14 protein-coding genes, 3 pseudogenes and 1 other annotated feature are annotated in these 16,178 nt (G+C 35.1%); of the genes and pseudogenes, 5 read left to right on the top strand and 12 right to left on the bottom strand.

Features of this window, described 5'->3' with window-relative positions; translation table 11 throughout:
* Nucleotides 1-74: 74 nt before the first annotated feature.
* Nucleotides 75-947, top strand: coding sequence for a LysR family transcriptional regulator (locus ACTXGU_RS00505; protein ID WP_443479532.1), 873 nt, complete (start codon nucleotides 75-77; stop codon nucleotides 945-947).
* A gap of 307 nt (nucleotides 948-1,254) precedes the next feature.
* Here ACTXGU_RS00505 and ACTXGU_RS00500 read toward each other — a convergent pair.
* From ACTXGU_RS00500 to ACTXGU_RS00465, 8 genes and pseudogenes are all read right to left on the bottom strand, one after another.
* Nucleotides 1,255-1,532 (bottom strand): annotated as a pseudogene (locus tag ACTXGU_RS00500) (SDR family NAD(P)-dependent oxidoreductase); the annotation flags it as partial.
* A 248-nt stretch (nucleotides 1,533-1,780) separates the two neighbouring features.
* Nucleotides 1,781-2,188 carry a nuclear transport factor 2 family protein gene (locus ACTXGU_RS00495; RefSeq protein WP_443479531.1) on the bottom strand — a complete coding sequence of 136 codons (408 nt, stop codon included), beginning with the start codon at nucleotides 2,186-2,188 and terminating at the stop codon, nucleotides 1,781-1,783.
* Nucleotides 2,189-2,872: 684 nt separating this feature from the next.
* Nucleotides 2,873-2,956 (bottom strand): helix-turn-helix domain-containing protein, encoded by an 84-nt coding sequence (locus ACTXGU_RS00490; RefSeq protein ID WP_443479795.1) that lies wholly within the window; start codon nucleotides 2,954-2,956, stop codon nucleotides 2,873-2,875.
* A pseudogene (locus ACTXGU_RS00485) lies at nucleotides 2,923-3,133 on the bottom strand (recombinase family protein); the annotation flags it as partial. The pseudogene ACTXGU_RS00485 and the gene ACTXGU_RS00490, both read right to left, overlap by 34 nt.
* A 551-nt stretch (nucleotides 3,134-3,684) precedes the next feature.
* Nucleotides 3,685-3,888, bottom strand: coding sequence for a hypothetical protein (locus ACTXGU_RS00480; protein ID WP_443479530.1), 204 nt, complete (start codon nucleotides 3,886-3,888; stop codon nucleotides 3,685-3,687).
* 33 nt (nucleotides 3,889-3,921) lie between these two features.
* Nucleotides 3,922-4,062, bottom strand: a complete 141-nt coding sequence (locus ACTXGU_RS00475) for an SDR family NAD(P)-dependent oxidoreductase (protein WP_443479529.1) — start codon at nucleotides 4,060-4,062, stop codon at nucleotides 3,922-3,924.
* Between the two features lie 140 nt (nucleotides 4,063-4,202).
* Nucleotides 4,203-5,376, bottom strand: a pseudogene (locus ACTXGU_RS00470) (MFS transporter).
* A gap of 667 nt (nucleotides 5,377-6,043) precedes the next feature.
* The gene (locus ACTXGU_RS00465) at nucleotides 6,044-6,790 is read right to left on the bottom strand and encodes an SDR family oxidoreductase (RefSeq protein WP_443479528.1); all 747 of its coding nucleotides are present in this window, start codon (nucleotides 6,788-6,790) and stop codon (nucleotides 6,044-6,046) included.
* 187 nt (nucleotides 6,791-6,977) lie between these two features.
* Here ACTXGU_RS00465 and ACTXGU_RS00460 point away from each other — a divergent pair, with 187 nt between their 5' ends.
* The 4 genes from ACTXGU_RS00460 to ACTXGU_RS00445 all read left to right on the top strand — a co-directional run bounded on the left by ACTXGU_RS00460 (nucleotide 6,978) and on the right by ACTXGU_RS00445 (nucleotide 10,801).
* Nucleotides 6,978-7,529 carry a TetR/AcrR family transcriptional regulator C-terminal domain-containing protein gene (locus ACTXGU_RS00460; RefSeq protein WP_443479527.1) on the top strand — a complete coding sequence of 184 codons (552 nt, stop codon included), beginning with the start codon at nucleotides 6,978-6,980 and terminating at the stop codon, nucleotides 7,527-7,529.
* A 662-nt stretch (nucleotides 7,530-8,191) separates the two neighbouring features.
* The gene (locus tag ACTXGU_RS00455) at nucleotides 8,192-8,776 is read left to right on the top strand and encodes a dihydrofolate reductase family protein (protein WP_443479526.1); all 585 of its coding nucleotides are present in this window, start codon (nucleotides 8,192-8,194) and stop codon (nucleotides 8,774-8,776) included.
* A gap of 16 nt (nucleotides 8,777-8,792) precedes the next feature.
* A complete protein-coding gene (locus tag ACTXGU_RS00450; RefSeq protein WP_443479525.1) occupies nucleotides 8,793-8,960 on the top strand; it encodes a hypothetical protein in 168 nt (55 codons plus the stop codon).
* A gap of 977 nt (nucleotides 8,961-9,937) precedes the next feature.
* Nucleotides 9,938-10,801 (top strand): YitT family protein, encoded by an 864-nt coding sequence (locus tag ACTXGU_RS00445; protein ID WP_443479524.1) that lies wholly within the window; start codon nucleotides 9,938-9,940, stop codon nucleotides 10,799-10,801.
* Between the two features lie 370 nt (nucleotides 10,802-11,171).
* On the opposite strand, the gene ACTXGU_RS00440 is transcribed toward ACTXGU_RS00445, so the two are convergent.
* The 4 genes from ACTXGU_RS00440 to ACTXGU_RS00425 all read right to left on the bottom strand — a co-directional run bounded on the left by ACTXGU_RS00440 (nucleotide 11,172) and on the right by ACTXGU_RS00425 (nucleotide 16,107).
* Nucleotides 11,172-12,071, bottom strand: a complete 900-nt coding sequence (locus tag ACTXGU_RS00440; RefSeq protein WP_443479523.1) for an AEC family transporter — start codon at nucleotides 12,069-12,071, stop codon at nucleotides 11,172-11,174.
* Nucleotides 12,072-12,563: 492 nt separating this feature from the next.
* Entirely contained in the window at nucleotides 12,564-13,811 is a 1,248-nt protein-coding gene (locus tag ACTXGU_RS00435; RefSeq protein WP_443479522.1) for a glutamate-5-semialdehyde dehydrogenase, read from the bottom strand.
* Nucleotides 13,812-13,827: 16 nt separating this feature from the next.
* On the bottom strand, nucleotides 13,828-14,928 hold the full coding sequence (proB, locus tag ACTXGU_RS00430; protein WP_443479521.1) for a glutamate 5-kinase: 1,101 nt from the start codon (nucleotides 14,926-14,928) through the stop codon (nucleotides 13,828-13,830).
* Between the two features lie 82 nt (nucleotides 14,929-15,010).
* Nucleotides 15,011-15,230, bottom strand: a binding site (T-box leader).
* A gap of 112 nt (nucleotides 15,231-15,342) precedes the next feature.
* On the bottom strand, nucleotides 15,343-16,107 hold the full coding sequence (locus ACTXGU_RS00425; protein WP_443479520.1) for a Cof-type HAD-IIB family hydrolase: 765 nt from the start codon (nucleotides 16,105-16,107) through the stop codon (nucleotides 15,343-15,345).
* Nucleotides 16,108-16,178 lie beyond the last annotated feature (71 nt).

Below are 16,178 nucleotides of genomic sequence, written 5' to 3'. Positions count from 1 at the left end.
CATCTTTTACATGTTTAGTGTATATTGCTTTGATAATGATAAAAATAAGGGGAACTGTATAAGGAGCATAAGACATGAATATCGAAAATATTGAAGCCTTTATCTATGTTTGTCAACTTGGTAGTTTCAATAAAGCAGCAGAAGCTCTTTATTTAACTCAGCCTTCTGTAACAGCACGTATTCAATCTCTTGAACGTGATATGAATATAAAACTTTTTCATCGAAATGGGAATAAGATTTCTATAACAGAAAAAGGGGAATATTTTTTCCCGCATGCACAAAAGATTCTCCAATCTTACCAGGAAGCAAAACATGGACTACAACAAGTAATTATTCCCTATGAACTTGCAATAGGAAGTGCTTTGTCTATTTCTAATAATGTTCTTCCTAATATTTTGCCTGCATTTAAAGCTGAATTTCAGGATGTTCGAATAAAAATTTTAACGGGGCATTCAAAAGACGTTTTACGCAAGGTCATTAACAAAGAAGTAGATTTTGGCATCGTGCGTACGGAAACACATCCTCAAGTAGAATCAATTCGACTTTATAATGATCCAATTAGTCTTTTTGTTCCCCGAAATCACCCTATTTTAGAGGAAGAAATAATTACAATCGAACATGTAGTTAAGTATCCTCTTATCTTTTTTGATTATGGGTCTATTGATTGGCTTATGATCCATCGACTTTTTTTAAGCAATGGGGTGAATCCAAATATTTATTTGGAAGTAGATAATATGGAAACAGCTAAAAATTTTGTATTGCAAGGTCTAGGTATTAGTTTTCTGCCGGAGCATTGTGTAAAAAAAGAACTTGAAAATGAAGAAATATTTCGAGTAGAAATGACACCACCTGTTAAAATAAATATTAGTATTGATATTATTTATTTAAAAGGTAAGCCTAAGTCTATTTTCATCGATTTCTTTAAAAATAAAATGTTGGATCGATAGGATTTAGAGATGAATCAAAGAAAATTAGAAAACCTTTATATGCTTTTAAAAGAATAATGGGATACTAAGTATTAATCTTAATTAAGAGCAAAAAGAGTAGTTTTCTAAAAATAAGAAAAATTAAAGTGAATATAAAAAAGTAACGAGCTTAAGAAGTGATCAAAAGCTCGTTCTTTTTTACGTTTTTTTAAAGTATTTTTAAATAGATTTATTCAAAATATTATAGTTTTATTCTATAACAACAAATTACTTTAAAAAACTATACATTTCACATCTGTTGTGATTCACCTGCAACACCACTCAAGTTTAGGCGCATCATTGTTTCAATCTTTTCCAAATCTTGACCGGACACACTTTCATAGCTACCGAAACCTGCATTATTAATCTATGTTTCGATTTGATACGGATTTAACTCTTGCTAGAGTTGATGAGCGTTTTGACTGATGGATCAGGAATTTCCTGCAAGATTTCTCTTTTCAGTTCGTTCAGATTGTTTTCACGGCGAGCAACAAGTATGATATTTTTCTTACGTTTTGCGAAAGCCTTAGCTGCCGCGTAACCTATACCAGAGCTTGCTCCGGTAATAACTGTATATTTCCTCTATGTATCCATTTTAATCTTCCCCCTTAACTTGGCATACTGACCCCTAATATAAATTTGGGTACAAAATAAGTTCAAACGTGATCGTTCTAACGTACAAACGTTCGCAACGTTTCATTCATGGGTATGCTTGGACGAAACTCAAAATTTTTTGCCTGTTCTATTTACGTATTCTGCGAGATACTTGAAGACAGTTCTTAGATTATAGTTCTACTTTAATATTGAATTTATAGTTATCGGACACCAAAAGCCCTTTCTAAAGCATCTGTATCCTCATAAATCTGATAACTAAGAATACGACCATCGTTAATTCGGCAAACAACAGACCACTCGCTTTCGAACAAACTTCCAGTTTTTCTGACAATATGTTGAAAGCTACCCCAAGCAGTAGCCCATTCTCCCTCTCCCATAATATGATTAATTTGAAAATGTTGAGTGTCGAAAGAAGTTGCCAAAGTTGCAAGAAACTTTTTAACTCCCTCTTTCCCTTTAAAAGTTCCATACAAAGGAACCTGATCAGACGATTCCTTTCTCATAGCAATAAAGATTGCATTTTCATCCACTAATTGAAGAGCTTTTTCCGTATCTTTACTCCATAATGCTTCAAAAAAACTTTTTACTGTTGTGGCTGCTTCTGTCATTTCAACTCCACCTCTCCTAAGTAGATATCAAATCATAAATCTACTTTAGTCGTTAGAGCGCACTCGAAGTCAAGATATTTTTGATGTTTAGGATAATCCTGATTCGAGCTCTTTGTACAATTCGATTTTCTTATTCAGTACTTCGGAGTTTTCCTGTAAAGCTGCAATTTTCGCTCTGACTTGATGCTCCTCAAGCATTTTCCGTCGCTCTTAGAGGCTTCTTGAATCGTAGAAAAAAGTTCAGTATTGTTCAATGTAATCAGCTCCTAAAAAATTTCATTTCTAGTATCATTAAATGCTCCTGGTATAAGAGTTAATTTTCATTTGTATTGTAACAGAATAATGATCAGGTCACTTGGAAAGGCTTGAACGCTGAATAATTGCCTTGCTGGGATCTTAAAGGTAAACGGTGTCAGGGGCAACTGTGTACGCCTGTTTTATTACGGATTATGGAGTAATTCGACTTTTACGAATCAAACAAACCTTTTAATCCAAATTGCTGATACTGACTGATTCAATATTGTAGTGTTCGTATCGAGATACCTTCTTCCTCTGCAATAGCTTTCAAACTTTTCTCGTGGTTTAGATATTGATCAATTAACCTGTACTTATCTATAGCCTTTTGCTGAATAAGCTGTTAATGGAGGATGTTCATTCTGTATAGATTTCACCCCTTCCGATTTACTATCTTTCTAAATAGCGATACATCGTCGTGCGTGAAAAGCCCCACTTTTTTGCAACATCTTTAATAGTCGGTCCAATCGCCAAACGACAATTGTATGCCTTCACGTGCATACTGAAGTGCTTCCTCTAAACTGGGACGTAGTTTTTTCCCCAATCATTTTATCGTGAAAAATTTTCATACAACCATGTTGCGTTAAACGCATCTGTTTGTAAATCTAAATTTTGTAATCCTGTCGACACAGGTACATATCCAATAAACACCAATTATCACTATTTCTCAATTTTATACGCTAGGGCGCTTTTCCGTAATAACGAAAAAAGGCCAATTTCTCAATTTTAATGCTGAGAAATTGGCCTTTTTTATATTTATTTATAGTGCAAATAACTCCTAAAGTGACAATTTACAGGAAGATGACATCATTTATGATACAGTAGTACACAAGATTTGTTTGAATTAATCAATTATATACGAGGTAAGAAGGCAAGCTTAAAATCTTACATAAATAGATTATTGTTTCTTCCTCAACCGATAACGTTTCCTTCTTATTACCGACAACCCAACGGCTAATAGGTTAAACGAGGCACTGACAAAACAGATAGAATCGAACGAACCGTATATTTTTTGCGGTATGTTTCTACAATTTAAAGTACTTTTCAACTCCTTTACTAGCTCCAAATACTTTTTTAAGATCTCATTCTCCTGTTCCAAATGACTGTATTTCCGCTCTTTTTTTCCTTCTCATTAAGTGTTTCTGGACCATAACCATATGAATCATGAGAAGGAAAATCGGCTTTTTTTCTTTAATTCGATTTTAAACAATAACAATTGCAAAATTCGGTTTCATTGAACCATACTTAAACACCAAATAATTTGCTAATACTGTATTGTTACCAATCGATTGGTTTTTCATCTCTAAAGATTCTCCTGAAGGTCCTTCAGGTCCAATCGTCGCTAACCAAAGAATTGATTCAGCAGCTTGACGGATGCTTTCTAGATTGTCTACATCCATCGCCACAAACGAAACGTCCAGATTTGACTTCTTAAGTTTCTACGTAGCTTCATAACCCATTTCTGGATCCCGACTTGCCAAAATGACCTTAAAACCTTTCAAAGCTAATTGTTTGAACAGTTCATATCCAATTCCTCTATTTCCGCCGGTGACAAGTGCAACTTTTATATCCTTTGACATTTTAAATCCTCCTTTTTTCGGCTACTAATCTTGGGCTAAAGCAGATTTTTTCACACCCTAGAAATTTAATAAAAGGAAGTAAGACAGGGAGCATAAATCAATATTAAACAAAAAGCTCTTAGAGAAGTTGAATTTATTCCTTATCTAGTAAGTTGTTGCGTAGGAGTAAACAAGTAATTTCTAAGTATAATAGTTACCAAACTTAGTAGCAATGATAGGATTCCCACCAATACGACGTATTGTGTACCCATTTCTAATATAAATAACCCGCCTGCAGCTGCACCCAATGTTGTTCCTACGTTACAGGCTGAAATAAATAATCCATTGGCAAAATCAGGTGCTTCGGGAGCTGAAGACGTAACCAAATATTGATTAATATTTGCCATTATTCCTCCAGCCAATATTCCCCAAATTAAAGTTAAAATTGCCATAGGTACGGTAAACTGTCCTGTGAAGAATAAAATGATGTAAACAGCACCCAATACCAAAGGAAAAGATACTACAGTCTTAATGGCACTATGAGTAAGTAACTTTCCTGTGACAATGTTTCCAATAATACTGGCTCCACCAAAGATGGATAACGTTAAACTTATGGTATTCGGAGACATATTCGTTACTGTTTTCAGATATTCAGTAAGATAACTATAAACCCCAAAAATAGCTGAATTTAATAAAATGACAGTCACGATGGAAAGCCATAAACTAGTTTTTTTTTAATACGGAAAGTTGTGTACCATAAGAAAGTCGGTCTTCAACAGGCATAGATGGTAAAAAAATCAATGTAGCAATGAATACAATAGAATTAACAATAGCAAAGAATGCCATCGCCATTTCATACGAAACGGCACTATCAATAAAACTTGCGATCGGTACGCCGGCTACCATACCAGCAGATACTCCTATAAATACTTTAGAAACAGCTTTTGGAGCTTCTTCTTTACTTACTGAGGAAGCAGCTGCTGTAAATGCCAAAGAACAATAAATTGGATGAAAAAAGGCTGGAATTATACGAGCAATTAATAGAATGGTAAAGTTAGATGTAAATATGGATACAATGTTTCCCAAAACGAAAACTCCTAATACAAGTAACATGACCTTCTTACGATTTATCCCGGAAAACAATAACGGCATCGTTGGTCCAGATACAGCAATAGTAAGAGCAAAAAGACTCACCAGCAACCCTGCTTGTGATATGCTGACATTAAAGTGATCAGCAATGGAAGGCAATAACCCAATAACCCCCATTTCGGTATTTATGATGCCAAAAACTCCTATGGTCAATATAAAAATCAACAAATGGTTTCGTTTAGTCAAAAAAACAACTCCTATCTTTATTTTTGTGTAATCAGGCACCAGCATTTCTACACACTCTTTTTCAGGTGCGATATCGTATCAAAGCATAAACTTAAGACCTGAATTTCTGTTTTCCTCTGTACGATAATTTAATATAACCCCTCTATTTTAGTTGATTTTTATAATTGCAATTGTAAAATGCTTTTAATACTTGTAAGCTTTTCTACTCCATATTCAATCTTTCACATAATTGCTTGGAGAAATAACATAATTAAACATGGATTATCAGGATACAAACATTAGTAAAAAAATGCCCCCAAACGAGCTAGGAGCAATTTTTTATTATGAAATTTATAGCAGTTAGCCTGTAGGACAAATATTTATTTCCTAATCGCAACCCATTAGATAACTTGTTTAGTTGGCCGAATCATGATTTCGCTTATGGCAACTGTTTCAGGTGTGCTAATTGCATATGCTACAGCATCGGGCATTTCCACACCTTCTATTTTTACATTATTAATTTAACATCGACTTCTTCGGGTTGATCAATCGCAAAAGCTACCACTCCCCTAAGGCAAAACAGATTTATATTTTTAAATCTGTCTACTTTAGAGGGAGCATATCATCTCCTCGACTGCCTAAGCTTTAGAAAATGAATAGCTCTTAGTTTTATCTTTTCTTGTAATTATTACCTAGGTTGACTTGTTGGTCCAATGGTAAACTCGTTAACGTTCGTATCTTCTGGCTGATCAATCGCGAATGCCACAACATTGGCAACTCGATCAGGTGAAATACCATATTGTTTATAAAGTTCTGTTGCACCTTCTAAAGTATCTTTATCCGTAATCGTATCCAACAATTCCGTGTTGATCGCTGCTGGATAAATAGTTGCTGTGCGGATGTTAGTACCTTCTTGGGCAGATTCCATACGCAAAACTTCCATTAAATCACGAACAGCCCACTTTGTTGCGCCATAAACCGCAACGCCTGGGTAAGCTTTAAGCCCAGCTACTGATGAAGTAGTGATGATATGTCCAGACTTTTGCGATGTAAATGTTGGCAATACTGCGGCGATACCATTCAATACACCTTTAATATTAACGTCAACCATACTGTTCCACTCGTCAGTTTTTAAATGGGAAAGTGGTGAATTAGGCATTATTCCAGCGTTCAAGAAGATTACATCGACACCACCAAAAGTGTCTTTAGCTAGTTGAACAAGCTGCTGACTATCATCTGGATTAACAACATCTGTGACGCGATAAGCAGCTTGTCCACCAGCTTTTTGAATTTCTTCAGTCAATGCTTTTAATTTGTCTTCGCGACGAGCGCCCAAAACAATCTTAGCACCTTTACTGGCCAATAATTTTGCAGTTGCTTCACCAATTCCAGATGAAGCTCCAGTGATTATAACCACTTTGTTTTCAATTGTCATTTCGTTTTTTCATCCTTTCATATTAAATAAAACTACAATTGATGCTTTCTCGACATCTGTAAATAATTTATAATATAAAAAGAAACAAAACAAGGCATAGAAATCGTTAATTTAACCGGTTTTGTTGTTTACGCAACAAATCGATAAAAATTGTCGACTTTCTTAGAAAAGGTATGGTGTTAATAACATGGCAAAAGTGGATAGAAGAATTGTTAGAACTCAAGAAGCAATTAAAAAATCATTTCTTGAATTGATGTCAGAAAAAAATTTCGATAGCATTACCATTCAGGATATTTCTGACAGGGCAAATATTAACCGTGCAACTGTTTATCTTCATTACTTGGATAAATTTGATCTGTTGGATAAGATCATAGAAGAACATATCAATAACATGGTTAATCTTTTTGAGTCGGAAGCTGCAACTGAAATGGATTGGATTGAATCGACTGTACATTGCATGAAATATCTTGAAAGTAACTATTTGTTTTTTTCGACGATGTTGGCGAGTGAAGGAGCACGATATTTTCGCAGCCGGTTTGTTCAACATAACATCGAAGAGTTCAAAAAGGACGTGGATATAACAAAAGGCAAAAATCTTGGTCAAAGCGAAGATATCGTTGCCGAATTTGTTGCAAATGCTTACGTAGGTGTAGTGGAATGGTGGCTAAAAAATGGCATGCCTTATTCACCGCAGGAAATGGCAGAAAAAGTAGGGGTTTTATTAGAGAGGATCATATAGATTTATCGCATAAAAAATCTGTTTTATTTATTGGCTATGTTAAAGCTCGTTGTGGATTTTGGCACTATGTTGATTTTTGTTCCAGGAGTGAGACCCCTGCGGGAAAAGAGAGTCAGAGGGAGACCCCACAGGCGCATATGCGAGGCGACTGAAAAACTGATAATTTTAAAAAAAACTTGAATTATCATCTATATACAGATAACAAATGAGTTTATCATTCTATATGTTGTAGTAGGTTATTCGTATCTTTTTCCTTTCCTATGGACTTTTTCAGTAGCCTCCGCATAAGCGTCGAGGAGGCTACCGAACCGCCCGCGGAAAGCGAACGCCTCTCACTGCAATCAACAGCCAAGTTTAACAGAGCATATTTATTAAGTAATGAGGAGGGTAATGTGTCCTCCCTCTTATTGGCTTTTGGTTATTCTTCTATACGCTTTTGATATTGTTTGGTCACCAGAATTCCCTAAAGATAATCAACAATTTTTCTTGATTTGTTGAGTAAACAACGAAGTGCGTTAAATTAACGATTGAAAACATCTTATTTCTTTTTATTATTATAAACAGATGTTAATTAATCAATCAATAATGATTTTTTATAGGGATTTAACATTAACATCTTCGGAACAATTGAAGTGAATTAAATTCAAGCAGGAGGTTTAATTATGGATCGTATTGAAAAGAGCAAGGAAAAATACAAACAGCCATTGGAAAGACCATATATTATCTGCCACATGCTAACTTCATTGGATGGGAAAATCATTGGAGATTATTTGAAAGAGGAACGAGCAGCTTATTTTACAGATGAATACGAAAAAATTCATGGACGTTATGGATGTAAAGCATGGATTTGTGGCCGGATTACCATGGAGGAACACTTTACTTTCGGACATAAATTAGATTTAAAACAAGATAACATCCCGACTATCCCCAGAACTGATTACGTTGCAAATAAGGATGCTAAAAGTTATGTCGTAGCAGTAGACCCTACTGGAAAACTAGGATGGACAAAAAACTACATTTCAGAATGGAACGATAATAGAACGAAGGACCATATAGTAGAGGTGCTTACAGAGCAAGTATCTGATGCATATTTAGCTCATCTGAAAAAAATAGGTATTTCTTATATTTTCGGTGGAAAAGAACGATTAAAGTTTACTGTCGTAGTGGAGAAGCTAAAAAGTTTATTTTCAATCGATGAATTAATGCTAGAAGGTGGGGGGCTTTTTAAATGGATCCTTTTTGAATGAAGGATTAATTAATGAATTGAGCCTAGTCTTAGTTCCAATTGCAGATGGTGCATCTAACTCTGTGACACTATTTGAAACGAGCTCTTTTATAACAAATCAGCATCCAGTAAATTTCTTCTTAAAAGAAGTTGAAAAACTGAAAGATGGTGGGTTATGGATGAGGTATGTAACAAAACGTGATTAACCTTCATTTAACAAAAGAACGAATAAATTCTTGGATGTACATTGGAGTAGATGGAAGAAAATGAACAACACCTGGAAAATTTACATGCTCACCTTTATCACGTTCTTGCTTGGAACAGCACAATGATTGTTTTTTTATAAGGAGGTCTCGCCACTTGCCTATCAAGTTAAAAATCAGAATTACCCCAAAACAAAGATTTTGCACAAATGGCTCAATTTTATTGTTTTAGGGTAATTTATGTTTGTTAGTCATAATAAACGAAACGGCCCCAGTTCGCTTTAAAAAAGTTGTCTAGTTTTGTCTTGACATACCATTATAGATAATTACTCCGGTTGTACTATAAGTATGTACTTTCGCTTAAACATTATTAAAGACTTTAAAGTTAACTTTAATACAACTTAAATATTAAAAGAAAACCCGCATCCTCCTTAATCTGTCTGAAAAAGAAATAATTATAGAAATCATATCTTCTACCATTTCTTCATTTAAGGATCGTTTTTCTTGGTTTTCTATTAATTGAACAGTTGTTTTATGACTATAATATACTATTTATTATGTTTTTTTGGTAACTGTTGTATCACCACAGTTCTATATACTTTTTGACTAGTCATAATTGTTATGAAGGGAATGTTGGTACTTTTTATGATACACTATCTTTATGGGCAAATAATCACAATAGGAGGTGTAAAAAAATTATTCGACATTTATCGTAGAGAATCTAGGGGTAGCACTATGTTAGTTTGATTTATCAACGTTTTCAAATACTCGAAATATTTCTTGCTATTATCACTCCAAAATATTTATTCGTCCTCTTTTCTACAATAATATCAACTATATAAAAATAATTGACTATTTCGTATGTCCATTATGTCAACTAAAAAGAATATTTTTTTGTTATGGTGGAATGATAATTTAATCAATGAAGTAATACTTGATTAATGAATATTCCTTAAATTTAGTAAGGAAAGGTGTAAAAAATGGTAAAAGTACATAAAAAAGAATCAAAGACTCATTTAATAATGCGCTATATTTTGCTGATGATTGGTGCAAGCCTTGCTGCTGTTGCAATCGAGCTATTTTTAATTCCAAACAAAATCATTGATGGTGGAATTATTGGGATTTCGCTGATTATTAATTATATGACTGATTTTAGTTTTGGAATTTTAGTATTGCTTATTAATCTACCTTTTTTATTTGCAGGTTATAAATATATAGGAAAAAACTTTTGCATTTCTTCTCTTTTTGCTATTATCATGCTTGGAATTGTGGAATCCAATCTTCATCATATCCCAGCATTAACAACAGAGCCGCTGCTTGCCACTGTATTTGGAGGGTTGCTTTTAGGTGCTGGTGTCGGATTAGTTATCCGTAACTCAGGAGCGTTGGATGGGACAGAGATATTAGGAATTTTATTATCGAAAAAAATTCCTTTTTCAGTCGGTGAATTTGTTATGTTTGTCAATGTGTTTGTATTTGCATGGGCTGGTTTTGTTTTACAATGGGAACAAGCGATGTACTCGATTTTAACGTATTACATTGCTAGTAAAGCACTGGATGCTGTTATCCAAGGATTTGATGATACAAAAGCAGCGATGGTTATCTCTAATGAATACGAAGAAATCTCAGAAGCACTGTCCGATCGACTTGGAAGAGGTGTAACAAAATTAAAAGGTAAAGGAGGCTATTTAGATCAAGAAAAAGAAGTTCTTTATGTTGTTTTTACTCGTTTAGAAGTTGCTAAATTTAAAAGCATCGTACAAGAAATTGATCCAAATGCCTTTATTACGATAATGGATACACAAGAAGCACATGGTGGAAAATTTAAATCCGCGATTCATTAATAAGAAAAGCGCAGGCGCCTTGCTCAGCCCCGAAGAAAAATGTTCTCTTGACTCAAAAAGTGTTTTTTACTTTTAGAGGCAAGAGGTTATCTTTCACAGGGGCTAGGCGCCGGAGCTAGACACTTAACTAGTTTCGAAATTTTATACTTTCTTATCTTTGAACAAAAGCCAAGCGCCTTGAACAGCTCTGAAGAAAAATGTTCTCTTGACTCAAAAAGTGCTTTTTACTTTTAGAGGCATGGGGTTTTTTTCACAATTGCTAGCTGCTTGCGCTAGACAGTTATCTAACTTCAGAAAAAAATCTTATTTCCTAAAGAAAGTGCCGTCCGCCAGTACTGATTATTGTACGATGTTGGACGGCACTTTCTATTTATACAAGGGATAAAACGATTGGTAATGTTATTAAACTAGCTAATGTCGTAACTAATGTTGCAGATGATACAAAGTCGGGATCTGTTCCATATTGCAAGGCATACAACGTTGTATTCGCTGCAGACGGCGTTGCTGCAAGGACAATCATTAATTGTTTCACTAAATCATCGACTGGAAGAATAAGTGTCAAGGACCAAGCAATAAGCGGTGAAATAATTAAGCGCAGGCATAAAGCAAACGAAAGACGCTGAATCTGGATATTTTTTAACGATATTTTCGCAAGCTGCATGCCAAGAACGAGCATAACCGTTGGAATAGCTGCATTTCCAACTAGTTTAATGGCTTCTAACATAGTCTCGCTGATTGGTATATGTAAAAAATGAAAAAGAACGCCAAGTATAGCTCCATACATAATTGGAACTCTTATTACTTTTTTAAGCGTATCTTTACTTGACCCTCCTTCTGAAGAACCTTTTGCCGCAACATAAATGCCAACAGTTGCCATAATCATTTGTTGAATGACCATCAAAATTACAGCGTAGTGAAGAGCAGGCACACCAAATGCAAATAATACGAGAGGCGTCCCATAATTCCCATTATTCATAAAAGCCGCTGATAAAATCATTCCGCAAGTTTTTTTACTGCTATACCCTCTTATTCTCCCTACAATATATACAATCGCGATAATTCCAAATACTAATACAAGCGCGTATATCGTCATCATCAAATAATCGCTGTTAAATTCTGTTTCATAAAACACACTGAAAGCTAAAACAGGGCTCATTAAATATACACTCATCGTGGATATTGGCTTTGTATCAATTTTTAAGGTCTTTTCTCCAACATAACCTACTCCAAAAATAAAGAAAATAGGCAATAATACAGCAAAAAATTCCATCTTCATACTCCAATCTTTGGTGTAAGTAAGAAAGTACAACTATTATTCCACTATTAAGAAAGCACAAGCGCCTTGAACAGCCCCGAAGAAAAATGTTCTTTTGTCTCAAAAAGTGTCTTTTACTTTGGCTGTTTTCGTATAGATTGTTGCTTTTAAACACGCAGCCTGAATACACTTCGTCCGTTTAGCGAGCGTCGAGCGTCGAGCCTCCTCGTCGCATACGCTCCTGTTGGGTCTCGTCTTTCTCGCATTCCCACAGGAGTCTACGTGTATTCAGTCTGCTGAGTACTTCTTCTCCCATTTTTTTACGTAAAAAAACAACAAACTTTGAGAAAAAAGCCTTTACTTTTAGTTACAAGAGGTTATCTTTCACAGGGGCTAGGCGCTGGAGCTAAACAGCTACCTAACTCGAAGCATATAAATTCTAATATATGAACAGAGTGAAAGAACCCTCACTGATGGAAGGTTCGCTTATAGAAATGGCAGGGGATGTTATTGTCTCACTTGCCCATTTCCGAAAATAATATATTTACTTGATGTTAAGGCCTTTAATCCCATTGGTCCTCTTGCGTGCAATTTTTGTGTACTGATGCCTATTTCTGCACCATATCCAAATTCAAAACCATCTGTAAATCTTGTGCTAGCATTATGATACACCGCAGCAGCATCCACTTGCTTTAAAAACAGGGCAGCATGATCATCATTGCTTGTAATAATCGCTTCTGAGTGCTTCGTTCCGTACTTGTTTATGTGATCAATAGCTTCATCCACATCTTTGACTACTTTTACACTAACCTTTAATGCGGAATACTCTGTATACCAATCTTCTTCAGTAGCTTGTTTAGCATTTTCCCATATGGAACAAACATCATGATCCCCATATATTTCTACTTCTTTTTCTGCAAGTGCTTGCAGCAACTTGCTTCCATTTTGCTCAAACCATTTTTCATGAATAAGAATCGTTTCAATGCTATTGCAAACAGATGGTCGTTGCACTTTTCCATTTAGAGAAATAGAAATACTCATATCCACTGTTGCTGTTTCATCAATAAAAATATGACAGTTGCCAGCACCTGTCTCGATAACAGGTACAGATGCTTCCTTTACAACTGTATCAATTAAATTTTTGCCGCCACGTGGAATTAATACATCTAAATATTCATTTAAATGGAATAGTTCCTTCGCTGTTTCTCTGCTTGTATCTTCAATCAATTGGACAGCATCTAGTGGAAGTGCTGATTTTTCTAATGCTTTATGAATGGATCTCACAATCGCTTGATTGGAGTAAGCAGCTGTTGAACTGCCGCGTAATATAACCGCATTTCCTGTTTTGATCGATAAGGTCGCTGCATCAACAGTTACATTTGGTCTTGCTTCATATATCATACCCATTACTCCGATAGGAACTGTTTTTTTCACAATTTTTAAGCCATTATCTTTATTTATTTCTTCCAAAACATGCCCAACTGGATCTTCGAGTGTCATTAATTGCTGAATCGCTTGAGACATATCTTCAATTCTTTTTTTATTCAGCATAATGCGGTCTAGCACAGACTCCGATAATCCGATTTTCTTGCCATTTTCTAAATCTTGTTTGTTCTCTGTTATGATATAATCTTGATCAATAACTAATTGTTCACTAATATATTTTAGCGCTTCATTTTTTTCTTCTGTAGAAAATTTCGTCATTTGTAAACTTGCAAGTTTGGCAGCTTTCCCTTTTGTTTGTATTTCGCTCATTATTAATCACCTTCTATTATATTTTCACCCATTTATTTCGATGGATAACCTCTGTTGATGAAAAAGACGCTATTTCTTTATATTCCGTACTTTTTTTGCCAATAATATTTTCTAGTTCGTTGGAGGAGTACAAAACTTCCCCTTTTCCGATTGCTCCTGAGTCGCCTATTACTTCGACAACATTCCCTTTTTCAAAAATCCCTTCAACTTTGTAAATGCCTGCTGGCAATAGACTAGAGCCCTTCTCCATCAATGCCTTCTCTGCTCCTTTATCTATATAAAGCCTGCCTTGAACGGTGGAGTGTAAAGCAATCCATTGTCTATTATTGTTTAATGCTGTTAATGCATCTGTACCAATATAGGTTCCATCACCTTTGCCTTCCGTAATGGAAATCAATTTCTCTTCTCCACTTCCGGTGCCGATAAATACCTTCACTCCTAAGGAAAGGGCTGTTTCTGCTGCCACTAATTTTGACTTCATGCCGCCAGTTCCTACCTTTGAACCGGATCCTTCTGCACCTTTCATAAATTCTTCCGTAATTTCTGTAATCATATCATATCTTATCGCATTTGGATTATCTTTAGGATTACTATCATACAGTCCGTTTATATCTGTTAAGATAATTAACTGATCTGCATGGACAAGACCACTTACAAGTGCTGACAACATATCATTATCACCAAATGTCAACTCTTCTACAGAGACGGTATCATTTTCATTAATAATCGGCAGGATGCCTCTTTCTAATAGCTCCATCAGCGTGGAGTAGGCATTACGATAACGATTTCTTTTAGAAAAATCATTTCTTGTTAATAAAATTTGTGCAGGTGTAATTTGATACTTAGTAAGTTCATGCATATAGCTTTGAACCAAAAGACTTTGACCAACAGCTGCAGCAGCTTGCTTTCCTTTTAAAGTAACAGGTCTTGCCGGATAGCCTAGCTTCGTAAAACCAGCAGCTACAGCACCAGATGAGACTAAAATAACTTCATGTCCACATGCCTTCAATGCTGCAATACTTGCAATATGATCAGACAATTTCTGCTCATCAATTTCCCCTTTTGAATTTGTTAATGAACTGCTACCAATTTTTACAACAATTCTTTTTCTTTCCATTAATAACTCCTCCTACATCAACAAAACATAAAGTTATACTTCAGGATTCGTGACTATATAAAAAAGCCCTTCTCATCCTTAAAATAAGGACGAAAAGGGCTTTTTCCGTGGTACCACCTTTATTGAATAATTAACGAAGTAATTATCCCACTTTGTCTGTTAACGCCAGATAACGCCTATGCTTTATATAGGACTCAAAAGGCAGGTTCTGCGTCTTTTCCGTTATGAAGTCTTTCAGCTTATAAACTTCACTCTCTTTTACGTAAGTATCTCGCATACTATTCCTTTTTCTACGTTCCATTTTTTTTATTATTTTTCATTATAACAGTTTTTTTGTTTGTTTCAATTAGTTTTTTAAAGAAATTAAACGATCATTGTTAAATAATACAACCTTAATCGCTGCTGGCTACTGGTTTATCTTGTTTCGTTGTTTAACGCCCAAGTTCTAATCGCATTTGCTACACCATTTTCTTCATTTGTAGCAGTCACTTTATCCGCCGTTTCTTTTACAATTTCTTGAGCATTACCCATCGCAATACCTAAGCCAGCTTCCTTAATCATACTAATATCATTTAAGCTATCACCAACCGCCATTACTTGATCCATGGAAATATGTAATTTTTCGCAAACTGTTTTTAAGCCTTTTGCTTTATTGATGCCTAATGCATTCACTTCAATATTAACGGGGGAAGAATTGCTTATTTCAAATACGCCTTTATCTTGTAATTCTTTCATCACACTTGCACGAATTTGATCATCCTCAATATGGAAGCCAAATTTTAACCAATCTAATGCGGAAATATCCTTTGGCATTTCATCACGCCATAGTTCTCCGCAGCTAATCGCCCAAATAGTTGCTTTATTCTTTTTTGAAAGCTCCCACATCCATTCAACATGTTCTGCTTCCACTAAATTTCTTTCGATTAAATTGCCTTGCCAATCCCATATTTCACTGCCATTTACTGTAACTAAATACGTTTTCAGCAGTAGACTTTCCGCATGTTCTTTACATGTCGCAATCGACCTTCCAGTACTTAAAACGACATGGATTCCTTTGTCTTGAGCTTCTTTAATAGCTTGTCTGTTTTCTTCTGTTATTTCCCCTTTATTATTTAACAACGTTCCATCCATATCAAGTGCAATTAATTTTATGTTTCGATGGTTTTTTTCATGGCTCATATGGTTGGTCCTCCTACTTTTTATTATCAAAAAAACACGATCATTTCTTCTCAACTAAATAATATACCGTT

Source organism: Niallia sp. 01092, from assembly GCF_052318935.1.
Lineage (GTDB): Bacteria > Bacillota > Bacilli > Bacillales > Cytobacillaceae > Niallia.
Note: the sequence above shows the minus strand (reverse complement) of the source record. Positions and strands in the feature narration are given on the sequence as shown.